Raw genomic sequence first — 17,585 nt, forward strand, 5'->3', positions numbered from 1 at the left:
GACCTGGCCCTTGAAGTCGAACGTGAACTCCCCCAGCACACAGACCACGACGAACCGGTCCCCGACCGTTCCCTTGACCAGCGCCTCTGCCGGAGTCCAGGTGATCGACATCCCGGGCTTCGGCCCGCGGGCCGGTAGTCCGGCGCTCTTGCGGAAGCTCGTCAGCTGGTGCGCGAGGAACGAGCCGTCCCCCCGTGGCCCGTCGGTGGCCTCGGTCATCGAGTCGTGCGCGCGGGCGTAGTCGGCCGGGTCGCCGCCGAGCATCCCGGCCTGCGTCATCGCTGCCAGTTGCGCGACCGCGCCCTCCGGGGTCGCGGGGAAGCTGTCCGGCACCCGCACCCCGACCACGCGTCCCGGCGGCGGCAGCGTGATCGGCGGCCCCGCCGTCTCGGCGGTCAATGCATGCGGGAAACTCACCGCATTCGGAAACAGCAGCATCGGAGCGCTGCTCAATTCCTGTTCTGAGGCCCACTCCGGCGCTACCGGACCCTCCACCGCCGGTGCTGCCGCTGGCGCGGGTTCGTCCCGGCCGCCGACCCAGCCCATGATCGTGTAGACCAGGCCGGCGAGCAGCAGTGTTGCGAGGACGCCGGCGCCGGCGGCGATCGCGTAGCCGCGCCGCCGGTTCGGCTCCCGCACCAGCGGCGGAGAAGAAGACGGCTCGGGTGGTGTGGTGGTCATTCGAGTTCGCCGGTCGCGATCATCTTGATCAGGTTTTGGCCGGATGCCCAGAGCACACCGGCCAGGACCGCGGTGCCGAGCATCCCGGCGCCGACCAGCGCCGCGAGCCGGTTTCCCCACAGCCGGCCGGCGCCGATGGTGAGCACACCCAGGAAGAACAGGACCGGCACCGACCAGCCCGCCAGGGACATGATGACGCCGCCGAGGTATTCGGTGGTGTCACCGAACCGGCCGGGCAACGGCTTCGGCACCACCGTCGGCAACTGCGGCAAACCCTGCTCCTGCCCGGCCTGACCGCCCGGCGGCGGCGCAGGCGGCGGCTGCTGGCCCGGAAGCCCGGCACCGAACCACCCGGCGCTGAACCGGCCGGCACTGAACCACACAGCATTATCGGAAATAGTTCTCAACACGGGGAGCGCTCCTCAGAGCAGCGAACACGGACACGGACACGACGGGAACCAGCTGTCAACGGCGGCGTGCTGGTCACGGGCCTGGTCCTGGGGTGTCGCGGGCGGCGGCCGAGCCGGCCAGTAGGTCGATCACGCCCCAGGAGGCGAGCAGCGGTCGGAGTGCGTCGGTGACTTTGTCCGGTAGCGGGTCGGGGGTGACGCCGTCGGCTTCGACCGCGGCGTTCGGTGGGATGAACACCGCGTCGTCGAGCAGCGCTGACAGTCGTGGCCCGGTGGCGCCGTCGATCCCGACCGGCCAGCGTTTGGCGCCGTTGACGACCAGCGCGACCACCGGTGCCGCGACACCGGCTTGTACCCAGGTGTCGTGGCGGGCCAGGACTTGTTCGGCGGCGCGTAGCGATGGCCGGGTGGCGCGCACGACCAGCACCGGGCGCGGCATCGGCTCCCCGCCGCGCAGCCAGCCTCCGGCGCCGGAGGTCACCGCCGCTGCGGCCCGCCAGCCGCCGTTGCCCAGATCGGCGACGGTGACGTGCAGCGGTCGCGGTGGCGGGTCGGGGAGCCAGTCCGGCGGTGCGGGCACCATCCCCGGTGTCACACCGGGGAGTGTGGTGTCGAGTCGGGCGAGCAGCGCACCGCGGCCGGGGCGGCCCCCGCGCCAGCTGTAGCGGACCTGGACCTGGTCGGTGACCGGGCGGGTCCACGGCCCGTCCGCGCCGGCGGCCTGAGCGAGCCCGGACCGGGCCGGATCATCAGCATCAACCAGCAGACAGCAGCGTTTGTCCTGGTGGGCGATGTCAGTGATCGCTGCGGCGACCGTCGATGCCCCCGCAGCGGGGGACCCGGCCAGCACGGGGATGACCGCGCCGAACGGTGCCCAGTCCGCCGCCCCGACGTGGTCGGGCCACACCTGCCGTCCCCGGTTCTGCACTGCGGCGACCGTGGCGCCCATCTGCTCAGCCAGGGCGAGCGTGTCAGCAGGACTACCGGCGCGGGCGGTACGGGCCGCAGCCGCCGCGGTCAGGTCCACGATCATCTCCACATCCGTTGCATCCAGGCCCGCACCGCCGCCGCCGCGGCGGGCGCGGTACCGAGCAGGTGACACAGTTCCGGGACCGACCGCGGCCGCGCCGCCGAACCGGCCGCGGCCGCGGACAGGCCGGGACCTTCCGCGGCGGTGTCGTCGGTCGAGTTGGTGGCGGCGGTCATCGGAGCCCGAGTCGCTTCGAACAGGCCGGCCACGCCGCCCAGCCCTGCACGGCCTGCACTCGTTGGGCGACCTCGATCTGCTCGGCCCGTGACGCCTCGTGCGCGTCGCCTTCGCCGCCGAACGCCCGCCAGGTCGACGGGCTGAACTGCAGGCCGCCGGCGTAGCCGTTACCGGTTCGGGTCGTCCAGTCGCCACCGGACTCGCATTCGGCTAGCTTGTCCCAGGTCGAGTCCGTCGCCGGGGCTACCACACCTCCGTCCGTCGCCTTCGGCGGCGGCTCGCCCCGTCCCGCGGTACCCGGTGCAGTGCTCGGTGGGGTGCTCGGTGCAGTCCGGCGCGGCTGCTCACCGGCAGCGGCGCCGCGCTCGTCGACCGCTCCATCCGGTACCGCGGCCGCCGCTGGCTCGTTCCCAGCCTGCTCACCAGCCGGCTCGTTCTCGTCGGGATCGGTGCCGACGCCCGAACCGCTGTCCGTGCTGCCCTTCGTGCCGCCGCCGGTGCTGCTGGTGTTGTTGCTGGTGGTGGTGCGGTCGAGGGCGTCGAGGAGGTCCTGGGCGACCGGGTCGACCTCGGCCGCGGCGCGGGCCTGCGCGGTCAGCTTCTCGATGCCCGCCGACACCGCTCCCGAACTCGCCGACACCGCCGCGCCACCGGACACGCCGTCCCCGTCCCCGTCCCCGGCGCCGCCGTCGGCGTCGGTGGTGCTGGTGGTGGTGCCGTTTCTGCTGGTCTGGGTGCGGGTGATCGCCGCGCCGGGCCGGGGATCGACCGACACGGCTGACGTCTCTGCCGCCGGCTCCGAGTCCGGTGTCGAGTTCGGTGTCGGGGATGGGCCCGGCGCCCCGTCGTCGACCCGGCCGGTCTGCGCGCTGGACACCTCGTTCTCACCGTCTCGGCTGCCGCTGCCGCTGACGCTGCTGCTGCCGGTGTCGGTAGTAGTGCGGAGCTGGTCGAGGGCGTCGAGGTCGGCGGGTGCGGCGCCCAGCGCGGCGAGACGATCACGATCCAGAGCGTCGAGGACGGTGACGCCGACCTGTGTGGCGTCGCTGCTGCCGTCGGCGCGGATCGCGGTGAGCAGGTCGGTGACCATGCTGATCGCCGCTCGCGCGGTCGCAGCGTCCTCGGCCGCCGGGGCCCGCCCCTGGTTGGTCTGCACGTCGGTGACGACGCGGTTCGACGACGAGGACGCTGGGGGCGGTGCCGCGCTGCTCGGTGCGGGATCGGTCGTGACCTGGTTGTCGTCGTCCCGGCCGCTACCGGTGGTGAGCGCGCCCGTCTTCTCACCGCTGCCGCTGCCGCTGTCGGGGCGTGGGGCAGCGCTGGTCGTCGGTGCTGGTGCTGTCGTGGGCGGTGAGGCTGCCGGGACCGGCGGCGCCGCAGCCCGCGACCGCTCCACCGGTGCCGCGGGTGTGGCTGGTGCGGTGATCGCGGTCCGGGCCTGGTCGAGCGCGCTGAGAGCGGCATCGGCGGCGGCGGTGTCGTCGACGAGGTCCGCTGCGGGCGGCGGGGCCATCAGGTCGGCCGGTGTCGGGCCGAGCCCGGCCGCGGCGAGGCGCACACCGACCTCGCTGAGCTGCGGGTCGGCGCTGTTTAGGTGGTGGAGCTGGTCGGAGACGTCCACGGCGTGCTGGCGCCACCTGACCGACTCGGTGGCGGGCCGGAATCCGAGATCGGTGATCTGTCCGGCCAGAGCGTGGTCGGCCGGGTCGTCAGACAGTGTGAGGTCGGTGAGCAGCGCCCGCGCCTGGTCACGGGTCGCGGACGCGGCGGCGTGCTGACGTGCCGCCGTCGCTTGGTCGCAGGTGCCGGTCGCGGTCAGTCCGAGCACCGCCACCGACCGCCGTTCCGGATCGGTGACGACCGCGGCGGCGTAGCCGCCGCCGAGTAGCGCGGTCGCGGTCAGGACCGCGACCGCGGAGCGGCGCACCCCCACGGTCGGCACCTGAGCAGGCAGACGATCAGACAGCCGATCGGCCAGGCGGCGGCGGGGGACGTGCTCGGCCCACGACGGCCGCGCAGCACGAGACGACCGTCGCCGGGTCGGACGCGGTAGCGGGGACATGCGGGGGAAACCTCCAGGTCAGGGAGCCGGGGAGCACGAGCTGGTGCGGTAGGTCAGGTGCGGCTAGGACGACCTGCCGGTGTTGTTGTTGATCTCGTCGGTGATCGACGTCGACGAATCCGCATCCGTGGAGCCGGCGCTGCCGCCGGAGGTCGTGGACGGGCCCTCACCGGCGGCCAGGCCCCACTGCTTGACCCAGTCGACCTGCATCCGCCCCGGTTCGCCGTCGCCGCGCGGGAACCAGTCAAGCTGCAAACAGAGGTGCATCGGGCCGGGCGGCAAGATCGAAGTGTCGGTGGTCTTCCACCATTCGCGGCCGTCGACGAACGCGGTCACACCGCCGGGTGTCCACTCGACCGCGTAGTTGTGCCACTCGGTGGCGTCGATCTTGAGTTCGCCGTGGACCTGGGAGTTGTCCGCGCCGTAGTGCAGGAACAACTCGATCTTGTCCCGGGACGGATCCATGATCTCGGCGAAGTCGATCTCCCCGCCGACCGGGAAGTTCTCCTCGGTCGGCCACAACAGGGCGAGGGCGTTGTAGGAGGGGGACCCGGTCGGGGCGCGCATCCGCACTTCCCAGCGGCCGTATTTCTGGGAGTGCGCGGTCCAGGCCAGGCCGGCGGTCGTGCCGTCCCCGGTCCCGTCGATCGTCAGAATGCCGTCAGCGACGGTCGCCGCGGCCGGGGAGCGGGTGCCGTTCCCGGCATGCCCGGGGCCGTCGTAGGCGTTCCAGCCGGGCCCCAGCTGTGTGCCGGTGAAGTCGTCGACAACGTCCGGGGCGCCCCAGCCGAACACCTCACCTGCGGTGTCGCCCTGGCCGGGCACGGACGGCAGCGCAGAAGAACCGCCCGGGCCAGGCGCGTCCTGTCCGGTCTGTCCGGTCTGTGCTGGATGCTCGGTGGATCCGTTTTCATGATCATCCGGGTGGTTCCCGGCCTGGTAGCAGGTGGCGGGGATGAAGCCGGGCTGGTCGGCGCCGACGCTGGTCAACGCCGACCGCCACATCTGCGCCCGCTCGCTGGTGTCGCCGTCGAGTTCGGCCAGGACATGCACCGCGGTGATCCGCCAGCCGCACTCGACTCGTGCGGCCGCCGGGACAGGCGCGGCCGGAGCGAACGCGACCGCCAACGACGTCACCGCACCCACCACGGCGGTGACCAGCCCGGAGCCGATCACCGCATACCGGCCTGATGGCCGTCGCGGGCATCGCGGAAGCCGTGGGAGGCCAGACCGTGGGTGCGGCTCTGGAAACCGTCGGCGACCACAGCGGCGAGTTCGAGGACCGCATCCCGCGTCGCCGGGGCCAGGGCGTCGAGGTCGATGATGTCGCCCGTGGCGAGGTGCGGGTCGGCGGGCAGTTCCACCACTGCCCGCACCCTGGAAGCGAAGTAATCCCGGATGACGGTGTCATCGACATACCGGGACTGCCGATCACACGACAGGACGACGACGGCGTCGCGGACCAGGTCCCGATACGGAAACCGGCCCTGGTCGTCCTGGTGGGTGGCCAGCCACTGCAACGTCCGCGCCGCCCGCGACGCCCCGTCTTTCGTCGGCGCACCCACCACGACCAGGGAGTCGGCGTGGCGCAGCGTGCCTTGCATCGCCGAATGCACCAGGCCGGTCCCGCAGTCTGTGAGGAGCAGCTCGTGGTAGATCGAGAGCAGCCGCAGGACACGTTCGTAGTCGCGCTCGGAGAACATCTCCGACAGTTCCGGGGCCTGCTCCGAGGTGAGCACGCGTAAGCGGCCGGCGAGGTGGGTGTAACCCGACAGCTGCGTAGAAGTACGGACCTGGTCCAGGTCGCGTAGTAGGTCCCGCACCGTCCGCTTCCCGGCTTGGGCCTCGCCGACGAGGCGGTCCCCGAGCGTCCCGGCGTCCGGGTTGGCGTCGATGGCGATGACTCGGTCCCCGCGGTACTCGGCCATCGCCAGCCCGAGCACACCGGTACACGTCGTCTTCCCGACACCACCTTTGATGCTGCCGACCGCGACGGAGAACGGCCCGGACAGCGGTGTCGTGACCCGCCGCACCTGGTCTTTCAACCGCAGCTCGGCCTCGGACAGGCCCGGATTCCACCGCCCAGCAGTCATGGCATAGACGGCGGCCCGCCAGCCGTGTGTCGGCGCCGCGAGCTTCGGGCGCACCACATCAGCGAACGCGGCACCATCAGAGAAACCGGCGACCGGAACGTCCTGGCCGCCGAGCGCGGCGGCGGTGTCGGTGTTCCAGAACGCCGCCGCCGGCGCCGCCGGTTCCGGCGGCTCGACAGCAGATCGAACAGTCTGCGGGGCCGCGGCCGGTTCCGTGGACCCGCCCGGATCATCGGGACCAGATGCTCCGGCCGCCGGCGTCTCGGCCGCGGGCGGCGTACCGGGAACCGCCCACGCCGCAGCATCTCCGGTCAACCACGACGGCGTCCCGCCCGACTCCGCCGCCTCCGACGACGACGACACGTGATTACTCGACGACATCAACGACCACCGCCTGTTTCGTCAGCGGTGGGACCGGTGAGCAGACCGGGATCGACGACCAGACGGCCGTCCTCCGGAGCGCGTGTGACGGGCACCGTCATCCGCACCCAGCACGCCTCACCCGCGGCCCAGGCCGCGTCCGTCTCCGGCGGCGCGCAAGAGCGGCCGACCATCCCCGGCACCGCCGCCACCTCCCCGACCTCCGGACCATCGACAGGCACACCGCCGGTGGTGTCGACGCGGACATACGGCGTGGCGCGGACGACGACCTCGACGAACACCACCGTGTCCGAGCGGCGATACAACCGCCCCGGCAACGGGGAATCCGCACGCTGACGGCCCGCGCCGGACCAGCCCCACGTACACGCCGCCGCATCGGCCAGGACCTCGCGCAGGACCTCAGCGCGGCGCCACGGCACGTCCTCGTCGAACGACTGGAAATCGCAGGCGAAGCGGGCAGCGAACGCCGACGCCTCCACGTCCGACACCGGCTCCACCGAACGCACCGCACGGGCGAACGACGGCTCCGCCGGCACGCGGTCGAGAGGCCGCCGCCGCGGCGCCGCCGCTGGGAACGCTTCGTCGAACCTGACCTGCGGCGACGGTAACTCAACATGATCACCAGGATCGGGCGCAGCAGAGCAGTAGTGCCCGGCGGGCCCTCCACGCTGCGCTGCTGGACGGTCCGGTCGTGGGCGCCGCGAGGTAATGACGTGCACGGATGCGGTCCCAAGATCATCCCGAGGTTCTGCACTGTCGGACGCCGTGTCCCGGGAACCGAGTCCTGGCGCTACCAGCCACGGAGAGACGCACTCACTGCTGCGTCGCGACATCAGACCGGCCGATCGCAGCCGGAGACAGACGGGAAGCCGAGTGCCGCACCGTCCATGCTTGCACCGATCATCGCGCCTCCCTCGCATCTGAGCTCCCAAACTATAGACTGGGCGCCGCGGGTCCGCAATACTGCTAGATATATGGCAATGTACCTGGGGAAATCGCAAAGGCGACGGGCCAGCGTGGCCGCCTCGGTGGCGACGGGGACCGCATGCCCTGCTAGGGTCAGCAAACTATAGTTCGGATAGGTGGAGGCGGATGACGCGAAGAACGATCGCCGGGCGAAGTGACCTACCCCTGCCGCAGTGCGCCTACGTGGAGTACGCGTGACGACACGATCAGTTGATGGAACCTTACTCGAAAGACTCAGCTTTCTGTCATCAACCGTGCTGAAGCTGGATCACGAGTCGCGCGGCCTGCGGAGCGACTCGGCGTGGCCGAGACCTGATGCGCGCCGGGTGCTGAGACAGGTGGCTTCGGACGGGAGGGTCGCGCTGTCCGCGGAGGAAGTCGTCCAGGTCGCTGTGGGGATCGGAATCCCCACGGGGTCCCTGACGGCCGATCCAGGGTCCTGGCTCCCGGTCGAAAGCTGCTTCCGGCGACTCGTAGCGCTACGAGAGCAGGACGAAAAATGGCGAGTCCCCATCTTGGGGGCTGACGAAGAAAAGTTCCCCGCATCTTCTTCGGGACCGGAGACCTACGACATGGATATAATATTTTGGGCCACTCCTCGGTGTTGTAGAGGTCTATGGGCCCGCCGAGGGCAGGATCAGATCGCACCTCGCCGACGCAGAGGTCTCCGGAGAAACCCCGCCGACGTGACAGAGCCGTCAGTTGATGTGGAAGTTCTTGAGCGCTGCGCGAGCGTAATTTCCGATCTTAACGAATCCATCGGCCACTTTGACGGGTCGATCCGCGACTACCTGGAACGATTAGAAACCCACAGGGGGCGGCCCATAAAGATGCGAACCTTTTTATTTAGGGAACTCGGAGGAGGTGAGTGTGGAGTATACATCCCGAGGCGAACCTATGACGAGATAGGATTCCCACTGGACGCTCCGCATGCTACGCATATCATCCTGCATGAAGTCGGACACATGGTGCTCGACCATGCCGCGGCGCGGAGGCCGGAAGATTCCCCTCTATTTCGAAGCATGGCCAGCATTACTCCTGAGGCGCTGACAGTTTATCTCGGGAGGAGCGTCTACGAGGACTGCGCGGAACGTGAAGCGGAGGCGTTCGCTACCTGCTTGTCCGCTGCAGCCGCCTCGCCCGAGCCGAAATCGGAGACAGAAGGTGCAGTGAGTGACACTGTAGCTCTTCGCATGAGAACGACTTTCGGCGGGTGAGGAGTGCAGCCGAAGAGCTGTCGACTGGAGTAGCTTTACTGCATTGCAAGCTTGACGAAGGAGACCTGTTGGGCACATCAGAAGGCCAGGAATCCCAGCTGAACCACAATCCTAGCGATTCATTTGCTGACCGCTTGAACTATCTGTTCGACCATCTTTATCCCGCTGGGCGAGGACCTTATTCAAATTCTGAAGTCGCAGCCGGAGTGCGACAAGCCGGATATAAAGCGACCAGTCAGTACGTGCGGGTACTCCGCCGCGGGCAACGCAAAAACCCCACCCTGGACTTCATAGGCGGTTTAGCTGAATTCTTTAGAATTCCAGCTGGGTACTTCTTCGACGGACCCGAAGCGGAAGACATTAAAAAGCAGATAGAAATCCTCGTAGCGGCACGAAGCGCGGACGTGAAGGAGATTTTCTTTCGGAGCACACAGATCGGGGAGCAGGATCGGGAGGTTGTCCTGCGCATCTTGCGAAGCTTCTCGGGAAACACAGATTGCGACTCGCAGGAAGGGGGTGGGTAGCGGCACTCAGGCGCTCCGCATCGAGCATTACAACCCATATATCCAACGCAGAAAGAGTTTAGCGGCGAGATGTCTCCTGCCGAAGTTGCCAACACTACGGTGTACTATCTGTTTCCCGTGGTCTGTTTCTGTGTCGCTACTATACGATGGCGACTTCACCGACGGAAGGTGGGTAGAACTACACCGCCAGAAGTACGGGCAATGTTGTTGTACATGGCGAGCTTGGGGCTCGCAGTGGCCGTCATGGCCCCACCCAGCAGGGACATTATAGATATTGTTTACCCCAACATTTCCCAGCTTCTGGGAAATGTTCTGGTTCTTGCGGCAGGGTTGAGCGTTACCGCTGTAGTGGCGTTTAGTCAGTTGGACTTGCTTTCAGCGCGGCGGCTCATTCTGCGCCGTGCCGCGGTCCTGTCGGTTGCTTCCGCTGGAATGGCAGCATGTTTCGCGGCAACGCATATCAGTGAGGCCGTTTTCCTGGTCCCCCGGCTACATCCATCGGTGATCGCTTATTACACGATATACAGTGTTGGGTTCGGGTGGGCGATAATCGGTCTTACTGTTCTTTTGTCCAAGCAGCTCCGCTTGGAGCCGGAAGCATGGCGTCGCGTCAGTCTGCATCTTCATCGCACCGTATGCGCTGTAGTACTGCTCTATCTGGCCGGGCGTTTGTGGAGCGTCGGCGCCTACTCTGTTGGGCTCCTCCCGAGGTGGGGGACAATCCACAAGGACTCGCTGGAACTCGTCATCAGCACGGTACTTCCGCTAGTCGCACTAGTCCTCGGCACTCTCGGTTGGCTCTCGCGGTTTTGGGCGCCCCAATTCGTCAAACTTATCGTCCGCAAACAAATTGACTATCGGCATCAGCGCCTCTACCGCCGACTCAGGCCACTCTGGGAGCTCATCGCCCAAGGTAACCTGAAGGACCTATACTTCGCCGAGCGTCACCAATCGTCTGTCAGCCCCACAACACGTTTGTGCGGGCGAGTCTTTGAAATCTGCGACATTGAACTCCGCGCTTCCCGTCATGTGACCGAAGCTGAGAAGGACGTCGCGGTGACCCGTGAAATCGTCGCCGGGCGCGGCCACCTAGGCGTGTCCGCTCTCAGCGACGCCTACGTGTTCGCGAGGGGAGTGGCCGCCGAGCAAGAACCAGGCAAGGAGAAGGAGAAGGAGAAGGAGAAGGAGAAGGAGAAGGAGACTCCCGAGGTTGATGCCATTCCGGAGATGGACATCGAAGCTCAGGCGCGACGGCTGTTGCGAGCCTATCATGCTCTTCGTGCGGCACCTGATTTATATCGAATGCTCACTTCACCTCTGTCGGGCTCGGACTTGAGCCCGACAGAAAATCAGACAACCAGCTAGGGTAGCGTTTCACGGACTATGGCATCTCCTGATCGAGTGTCCGGCCACACTCAAACGGTCATCAACCGGACAGCCCGCGTGCTGACTGAGATTTTAGCCCCATCCGTGGTAGTCGCACTGCTGCCACTGGCCCTCGCTTGGGTTGTTACGCGTGCGCTGCTCCCGACACTAGGATGGGGACTACTCATCGCTCTCACGAGTAGCATTCTGCCGATGGCGGTAATCGTCTGGGGGGCCCGCACCGGCCGGTGGGACGGCCACCATGTCCGTAACCGACGAGGGCGGCTGGTCCCCCTGCTCGCCACTATCGGGTTCAGCACCATCGGCCTGGGACTGCTCATCGTTCTCCGCGCGCCATGGCCGCTCATCGCCCTCGATCTCACACTGCTCGCCACACTGTTCGTCACCAGCGCGATCACTCTTGCATGGAAAGTCTCGATCCACGCCGCTGTCTGCATGAGCGCGGTGGCGATCATGGCCACTGCAAGCGGCCCGGAATGGTGGGCGGCAGCGCTGTTAGTAGGTGCAGTTGCCTGGTCGCGCGTGCATCTTCATGACCACACCACAGCACAGGTAATCGTCGGTGCACTGACAGGGCTACTTGCCGGTGGAATGTTTACACTGTTAATCCTATAGAAACTTCAAGAAGAGAGGGTGACGTGCGATGTGCGGTCGCCTTGGATAGGAAGAGCTGAAATATGTCATCTGATTACAGACAGGGCAACCGTGATTAACACCGGAGCAGGCGGCCTGCGGGCCCCGGACCTTCCGGATATCCCGTTGTTCGGTGGTGTCACGGTCGGTCAGGTGTTCGTGGCGGTCGCGGCGGTCGTGGTGCCCGCGACCGTGGTCGGGCATGTGCTGGTGTTGTGGGCGTGGGCCCGCGGCTGGGAACCGCGCCGGCTGCGCAACCTCGCCCTGGTCGTCGTGGCCGCTGCGGCGCTGGCCGGGCCGATCGTCGGCATGCTGCCCTGGTGGGGCCTGGAGCTGACGGCCTCGGCGGTGCGTCAGGCATGGGACGGGCACTACCTGCCCGCTGGGATCGACTCCGCCGCGGCGACCGCCCCTCTGGTGGCGATCACGTCCTGGGTGTGGTGGCACCTCTACACCAAGCGGATGCGGTCCGGTGTCGCCCAGGCCGCCGGGGAACGCCACGTCCGCCGCCAGCTACACATCCGCGCCGGTGCGGCGGCCCGCCGCGCCCGCCGCGAGCGCACCCCACTGGCCAGCCACGGCCGTGACGGCACACCGTCGGTCGTCCTCGGCCCACGTTATGACACCGTCCGCGCCCAGCCGGACCTACTCACCGACACCCTGCGTCGACGCGCCGCGCCGTGGTTACAGGTCCCGATGCCCGCGATCGCCCTTCACGCCGTCTGCCTGGCCGAGACCGGCGCCGGGAAGACCACGATGCTGGTGCGCTGCTCGGCGTGCTGGATGGACATCGCCTGGGCCGCCTACAACCAGCAGCAGAGCACCGCCGGGGCGGGCGGATCACGGCCGTTGGTGATCTTCCTGGCGGCGAAAGGCGGACCCGACGCCGCCGACGATGCCCGGGACTGGGCCGACGCCATGGAAGACCTAGGCCTGCACCCGGACCGTGTCGGGGTGTTCCCGTTCGAGACCCGGCTGAACATGTGGCGCATGCCCGCCACCCAGCTGCGCGCCGCCCTGCACAAACTCGCGAAAACCGATCACCGCTTCTACGACGTCCTCCAACGCGGCCTGCTCCACCTGATCATCGACGCACCCACCGAGAAACCGCCCGCGTCGTCGGCGGAGTTCCTGCAACGCCTCGACCCGGCCTGGCTCACGGCGGCGTGGGCGGGACATCCGGTCGAGGAACGCGCCATCGCCGCCCTGACCAAGACCACCGGCGGCGGAGCGGGCGCCTCATCGCTCGACAGCGACCTGTTGCTGTTCGCGGATTTGTTCCGCAGCATCGGCGGCGACTTCGACGCCGGGCAGCCCTTGTCGGACTTCGACGCCCTCTACGTCTCCGTGCCCGGCGCCACCGACCAGGTCGTCGCGGCCACGAAGACCGCCGTCCTCATCGAACTCCTGACCTACGAACTCGGTGTCGCTCACGACGGGCAACGCCGGCAGGTGCTGTTCGTCATCGACGAGTTCTCCGCGGTCTCCGGTGACACCGCGGGCGATGTCATCAACCTCGTCGAACGCCTCCGTTCCCTGGGCGGGTCGGTCATCGTCTCCGCCCAGTCCTATGAAGGCCTCGCCGACACCGAGGACCAACGCCGCCGTCTGCTGGGCGCGATGGGCGGCGGTGCCCTGCTCGGCCGCACCAGCAACGCCGAAGCGTTGGCCGAGCGGTTCGGGACGCGGCTGGTCGACGAAGTCGGCTACCAACTCGACGGTGGCCGTATGACCGGTGTCGGGACCGTGCGCCGCCAGCACACCTACCTACTCGACCCGAACCGACTCCGCCAACTCCCCCGCCACCACCTCGCCTACGCCACCCCCGACCAGGTCATCTACGGCGTCGTCGCCCCACTCACCCGCTCGGCCGCGATCGCCGGTTCACCGCACCGCGACGCCCCGACTTCCGGGCCGGCGCTGACGCGTCGGCAGTTGACCGCCGGCCAGGCCGCCGCAGTGAACAGGCGGCTCCGCCGCCCCGGCACCACGACCGGTAACGGCGCCCGGGCCACCGGCGGCGGAGATGGCCAGGCCCCGGACTGGACCGGGGACGACTGGACACACGACACCAGCAACGAGGACCCACGATGAGCCCGAGCCCGAGTGTCCATCCTGAACAGGCGCGGGCCGCCGCCGCGGCGCTGCTCGGTGTCCCCGCCGGCGCCTCACCTGAGCTGCTGCGGACCGCGTGGCGGGCCGCGGCCCGCCATCACCACCCCGACCGGGGCGGCGACCCGGAACGGTTCATCGCCCTGACCAGCGCCTACGAACTACTCACCACACCACCAGCGCCACCGCGAGCAACTCCACACACGACGACACCGGCGGGGCCGGCGGGGCCGCGCGCGTCGGCGCCGGCCATCGGTGGGCTTCTGTTCCTACGGACTTTCGGGCTGCTCGCTGCCGTCGGTGTCCTCACCGCTGGTGTCGCCCTGGTCGCCGCGCCGGTCGTGGCCGCGATGGTCGCGTTGCTGGGCGCGGTAGCGGCTGCCCACCATGTCTACCTGGCCGCCGCCCACGCTGAATCCCGCTCGCCGGTAAGCGGTCCCTGACTGTGGGGCGGGCGCCGTCCAGACCGCGTTTACTCCGACCGCGAAACAGGAACTCCGGCGCCCGCCACCAGCGACGATAGCCTCAACCGGTCGTCGTGTGTGTCCGACGAGGTCACCGGATGCCCGACGACGGACCGACACCACGCCCGTCTCGACGGCTGCTCTTCCTCGATACAAGGCCGCCCGAGCGGTGCTCAGGTTCAGTCAAGGGGCGGCGTAGCCGATCGCGTAGCGACGCCGCTCGCGGCGCCCTTGGCGGGTTCTGGGCACCGTTCGACACTGGGGCCGCTTCGAGGGAGGGCACACCGCAGCTTCGCCTCGATGACCGGCACCGAGAGCACTCCGCGCACCGGAAGCGCGCGCCCGGCGCCGGTCGTGATCCGCTCCCAGCCCGGCGCTACCTGTCCACGCCGAGGCCGAGGTCGAGCGCGGTCTGCGACCGCCACGCCGCGAACGCTTGATGAAGGTCGGCGGGGATGCTGAGCCGGACGGTCGTGGGCCGCCCGAAACCGGCGCCGATCTGACGTACCTGGCCTGGTAGCTGCTGCGGGTTCATCCGGTCTGTTCGCGGTCGGGGCAGGTCTGGTCGTTACAAGCCTGCCAGCCGAGGAACTCCCCCGGGGCCAGCCACGCCGGGGCCGCGGTGGCGGCATAGAGGTTCTCAACCTGGGCGATGCTCATGTCCAGGTCGTAGCAGACCGTCGGGTCGGCGGCGAGCCGGACGAACGCGGTCTTCGCGATCCGGGCGGCGAAACCGATCGCGGTCTGCGGGGACCGGGCGATCACGATCGTCGCCAGGCCGACACCGAGACCGGGGACGAGGTCGGCTTTCGTCCCGACCAGCTTCCCGCCGTGCTCGCCCTGCTGGCGGCGCATCGCGGTCCGTAACGGCGCCGCGATCGCTGTCCCGACCTGCGGCGACACCTCAAGAAGTTGCATCACGCAATGAAAATTCTTCGCCACCAGCGCGCCCCCACAGGTCCAGGTCCAGGATAGTCCGATTCATGCCGCGTTAGTCGATCTTGCGGGTACTGGTCTGGAGACCGTCGGCGCCGACGATCCTGCTGGCGAGGTGTTCGATCTCGGCGGTGGTGAACCGGTCGGGTAGCGCGATCGGGAGCAGCCGGAAACCGTCGCGGATGGTGTTGAGCGCGGTCGCGAGCCCGGCGACGTGGTTCCGGGCGACGACGTCGATCTCCACGCTGAGCAGGTCACGGTCGTGTCCGTGACGAGCCGGGTTCAGGATGACCGCGGCGACCGCGCGGGACAACACACCGCGCCACAACAGCCCCGTGAAGTGCTCACCCAGGACCTCCGCCGCCCCGGGAAGGTCCTTCCCGGGCAGATCGAAATCCTGACGGCAGACGACCAACACCGCGTTCACGCCCACGCCCACCGGCCTCATCGTCCTCACCGCGCCGACCGCCGCGGCCCCGGCTCCCAACACGGAACCTCGGTGATGTCCCGGATCGCCCACTTCAGCTGCGGCGCCAACGCCTCCGGGTTCCGAGCCCGCGCCCGCCGCGCCCGGTCCCGCTCCACAAACTCCCCCGCAACATCCTGAACCTGCCCCAACACATTCGGCGCACACCAATACATCACACCGACACACTCCAACTCCCGAGCACGGTCCACCACCGCCGACAACAAACCCGCCACCATATCCGCCTCCCCATTCTTCGGCGGCGACTCCAAATAACGCGACCGCGTCTTCCGCGACAACTCCACCTCCACCAAAGCACGCCGCCCATCCGGGAAAACCTCAACCCCATCCGGCATATGCGGCACCGGCACACCACGCGGACGCCACCCCGTTAAATGCTGCAACGTCCGCTCCGACACCCAACGCCCCACATCCAAACCCACCCGATGAAACCGCACCGCCGCCACCGCACGCACATGCCCCGACACCGTCTGCCGCGGACGCCACCCCGGAACATCCCACCCCAACAACTCCCGAACCAACGTCCGCGACGGCCACACCCACATCGCCCCCGCATCCACCTTCCCCGTACACACCCACCCCGCACGCTTCCAACGACCCACCACCGCATGCGCCGCCTGCGCCGACACCCCCAACACACTCGACAACAAATCCAGAGGCAACCCATACTGATGCGCAGCAATCTCCAACAAACCCGTATCCCGCGCCGTCAACACCACCGAACCCGCATCCCGACGCCGCGCACGCACCCGCTCACCGACTTCACCCAACACCACAACCACCCTTTCCTGCTACCCATCCAAAATATTCCGCCAACAACATCGCACACCACCGAGGCGTCAGCGAGGCGAACAACCCCACCCACCGCAAAAGATCACCACCCAACCCGACCACCCCGATAAACCGAGGGTTTGACTGCGCCGATGCGCAGCGAGGCGAACAACCCACCTACGAGCAGATACGCCCAACCCAACCCAACCACCACCTCCCCCACAGTCTGTTGACTTTGCCTTTGACCTTGCTTTTTTAAAGGCATTGAACTTCGTACTAGAACACTGGGGTCACTCCGTGACCCGGTCGGGCTGGGGGGCCGGGGCCCGACACCACCGCCGGCCGTCAGCGAAGCAGGCTGGGGGTGGTGTCGGGCCCCGGCCCCCCAGCCCGACACTCTAAACCAGCAGGCCGCACCCATAAAACGGCCTCATCCAGCAGCAGAAAACCCTCAACGCCGCTTCTCAGGAGCTTCCAGCCGCTTCAAAGCCGTATCAAAGCCCATCAGCGACCCGACACACCCGCACCGCCGCCACGGCCGGACCGCCTGCCAACCCGTCAACACTCCCGGAGGGCAGGCACCAAGAACGCCGAAAAACGACCATGCCCCGGCGCGAAACCAAACGCCGACCGTCAAGAAAATACACTGTTTCAGCACGAACACTGTTTCAGTACCGAGAAAAGACGCCGCCAATCCGCTTCCCGTCCTCACCCACCTTAGGGCAGGCCGCGGCGCGGATCGACTCGCCGACCGCCCGACCGATAGCACTTCATAACGAGCGCCACCGCGAAACCCGAATCACCGACAAAACAAACAATCAACCCCCACAGGAAATGCGGCACCCAGCGCCGGACCGCAGCCCCTTCACCCGCCTCACCACTGCACGCAGAAACAAATCACCAATACCGCATCAAAACCCCGACACTGAACGGCGACTCCACACCATGATCGGCCAGTAACCGCTCCACATCAGCCCGCGCAAGCGACTCACCGTCCTTCAACGCGCACAACGCCATCTTCTCGACATCGGCCATGAACGCCGGATGCGCGACACACCAGTCCTTGACTTTCCGCTGCGCGGCGGCCCGCTGCTTCTTCTTCGGTGGTGCCGACGTGTAGCCATGCGCGCGATACGCATTCTGCGCCGACCTATAGCCGTAACCCTGCGCGTCATCGACAATCTCCCCCGACCTCACATCGACAACGACATGCCGCAAATCACGACCCCGCGACAACGCGGTACTGATAACCACC

Annotated in this window: 17 protein-coding genes; 5 read left to right on the forward strand and 12 right to left on the reverse strand. The window is 67.8% G+C overall.

The genetic code is table 11. The annotated features are described in order from the left end of the window. The 8 genes from KPL59_RS12145 to KPL59_RS12180 all read right to left on the reverse strand — a co-directional run. Positions 1–681, reverse strand: a 681-nt coding sequence (locus tag KPL59_RS12145; protein ID WP_226360857.1) for a hypothetical protein, incomplete at its 3' end; no start/stop codon positions are given. Further along, positions 678–1,064, reverse strand: a complete 387-nt coding sequence (locus KPL59_RS12150) for a hypothetical protein (protein WP_226360858.1) — start codon at positions 1,062–1,064, stop codon at positions 678–680. The genes KPL59_RS12150 and KPL59_RS12145, both read right to left, overlap by 4 nt. Before the next feature lie 100 nt (positions 1,065–1,164). After that, complete coding sequence (locus KPL59_RS12155; protein ID WP_226360859.1) at positions 1,165–2,124, reverse strand: hypothetical protein; 960 nt, start codon at positions 2,122–2,124, stop codon at positions 1,165–1,167. Then, positions 2,121–2,297: a hypothetical protein gene (locus tag KPL59_RS12160; RefSeq protein WP_226360860.1), complete on the reverse strand. Its 177-nt coding sequence runs from the start codon at positions 2,295–2,297 to the stop codon at positions 2,121–2,123. The genes KPL59_RS12155 and KPL59_RS12160 overlap by 4 nt, the downstream gene beginning before the upstream one ends. Further along, positions 2,294–4,240, reverse strand: a complete 1,947-nt coding sequence (locus KPL59_RS36855) for a transglycosylase family protein (RefSeq protein ID WP_308187872.1) — start codon at positions 4,238–4,240, stop codon at positions 2,294–2,296. The genes KPL59_RS12160 and KPL59_RS36855 overlap by 4 nt, the downstream gene beginning before the upstream one ends. 183 nt (positions 4,241–4,423) lie before the next feature. Further along, a complete protein-coding gene (locus KPL59_RS12170; RefSeq protein WP_226360861.1) occupies positions 4,424–5,536 on the reverse strand; it encodes a glycoside hydrolase family 16 protein in 1,113 nt (370 codons plus the stop codon). Continuing rightward, positions 5,533–6,834: a MinD/ParA family protein gene (locus tag KPL59_RS12175; protein ID WP_226360862.1), complete on the reverse strand. Its 1,302-nt coding sequence runs from the start codon at positions 6,832–6,834 to the stop codon at positions 5,533–5,535. The genes KPL59_RS12170 and KPL59_RS12175 overlap by 4 nt, the downstream gene beginning before the upstream one ends. After that, positions 6,834–7,331, reverse strand: coding sequence for a hypothetical protein (locus KPL59_RS12180; RefSeq protein WP_226360863.1), 498 nt, complete (start codon positions 7,329–7,331; stop codon positions 6,834–6,836). Before KPL59_RS12180 ends, KPL59_RS12175 begins: the two co-directional genes overlap by 1 nt. Before the next feature lie 1,820 nt (positions 7,332–9,151). Between KPL59_RS12180 and KPL59_RS12185 the strand changes: the two genes are divergently transcribed. The 5 genes from KPL59_RS12185 (at position 9,152) to KPL59_RS12205 (ending at position 14,115) form a co-directional block, all read left to right on the forward strand. Further along, positions 9,152–9,541: a hypothetical protein gene (locus KPL59_RS12185; protein WP_226353151.1), complete on the forward strand. Its 390-nt coding sequence runs from the start codon at positions 9,152–9,154 to the stop codon at positions 9,539–9,541. A gap of 201 nt (positions 9,542–9,742) precedes the next feature. After that, entirely contained in the window at positions 9,743–10,906 is a 1,164-nt protein-coding gene (locus tag KPL59_RS12190) for a DUF6545 domain-containing protein (RefSeq protein ID WP_226360864.1), read from the forward strand. A gap of 213 nt (positions 10,907–11,119) precedes the next feature. Next, positions 11,120–11,542 carry a hypothetical protein gene (locus KPL59_RS12195; RefSeq protein ID WP_308187873.1) on the forward strand — a complete coding sequence of 141 codons (423 nt, stop codon included), beginning with the start codon at positions 11,120–11,122 and terminating at the stop codon, positions 11,540–11,542. Between the two features lie 171 nt (positions 11,543–11,713). Further along, complete coding sequence (locus KPL59_RS36860; protein ID WP_226360866.1) at positions 11,714–13,654, forward strand: TraM recognition domain-containing protein; 1,941 nt, start codon at positions 11,714–11,716, stop codon at positions 13,652–13,654. Then, positions 13,651–14,115 carry a J domain-containing protein gene (locus KPL59_RS12205; protein WP_226360867.1) on the forward strand — a complete coding sequence of 155 codons (465 nt, stop codon included), beginning with the start codon at positions 13,651–13,653 and terminating at the stop codon, positions 14,113–14,115. The genes KPL59_RS36860 and KPL59_RS12205 overlap by 4 nt, the downstream gene beginning before the upstream one ends. A gap of 397 nt (positions 14,116–14,512) precedes the next feature. On the opposite strand, the gene KPL59_RS12210 is transcribed toward KPL59_RS12205, so the two are convergent. From KPL59_RS12210 to KPL59_RS12225, 4 genes are all read right to left on the reverse strand, one after another. Next, the gene (locus KPL59_RS12210) at positions 14,513–14,671 is read right to left on the reverse strand and encodes a hypothetical protein (protein WP_226360868.1); all 159 of its coding nucleotides are present in this window, start codon (positions 14,669–14,671) and stop codon (positions 14,513–14,515) included. Beyond that, positions 14,668–15,054: a hypothetical protein gene (locus KPL59_RS12215; RefSeq protein ID WP_226360869.1), complete on the reverse strand. Its 387-nt coding sequence runs from the start codon at positions 15,052–15,054 to the stop codon at positions 14,668–14,670. Before KPL59_RS12215 ends, KPL59_RS12210 begins: the two co-directional genes overlap by 4 nt. Positions 15,055–15,127: 73 nt before the next feature. Further along, entirely contained in the window at positions 15,128–15,511 is a 384-nt protein-coding gene (locus KPL59_RS12220) for a hypothetical protein (RefSeq protein WP_226360784.1), read from the reverse strand. Positions 15,512–17,227: 1,716 nt separating this feature from the next. Further along, positions 17,228–17,584 carry a hypothetical protein gene (locus tag KPL59_RS12225; RefSeq protein WP_226360870.1) on the reverse strand — a complete coding sequence of 119 codons (357 nt, stop codon included), beginning with the start codon at positions 17,582–17,584 and terminating at the stop codon, positions 17,228–17,230. Between the last annotated feature and the right edge of the window lies 1 nt (position 17,585).

It is taken from the genome of Pseudonocardia sp. ICBG1142 (assembly GCF_020496255.1).
Classification (GTDB): domain Bacteria; phylum Actinomycetota; class Actinomycetes; order Mycobacteriales; family Pseudonocardiaceae; genus Pseudonocardia.

What these genes read in the sequence shown, in the direction of transcription:
- KPL59_RS12155 (WP_226360859.1), bottom strand. Translation starts at nt 2,124, where the DNA reads ATGATCGTGGACCTGACCGCGGCGGCTGCGGCCCGTACCGCCCGCGCC.
- KPL59_RS12160 (WP_226360860.1), bottom strand. Translation starts at nt 2,297, where the DNA reads ATGACCGCCGCCACCAACTCGACCGACGACACCGCCGCGGAAGGTCCC.
- KPL59_RS12175 (WP_226360862.1), bottom strand. Translation starts at nt 6,834, where the DNA reads ATGTCGTCGAGTAATCACGTGTCGTCGTCGTCGGAGGCGGCGGAGTCG.
- KPL59_RS12190 (WP_226360864.1), top strand. Translation starts at nt 9,743, where the DNA reads ATGTTGTTGTACATGGCGAGCTTGGGGCTCGCAGTGGCCGTCATGGCC.
- KPL59_RS12195 (WP_308187873.1), top strand. Translation starts at nt 11,120, where the DNA reads ATGGCGGTAATCGTCTGGGGGGCCCGCACCGGCCGGTGGGACGGCCAC.
- KPL59_RS12205 (WP_226360867.1), top strand. Translation starts at nt 13,651, where the DNA reads ATGAGCCCGAGCCCGAGTGTCCATCCTGAACAGGCGCGGGCCGCCGCC.
- KPL59_RS12210 (WP_226360868.1), bottom strand. Translation starts at nt 14,671, where the DNA reads ATGAACCCGCAGCAGCTACCAGGCCAGGTACGTCAGATCGGCGCCGGT.
- KPL59_RS12215 (WP_226360869.1), bottom strand. Translation starts at nt 15,054, where the DNA reads ATGCAACTTCTTGAGGTGTCGCCGCAGGTCGGGACAGCGATCGCGGCG.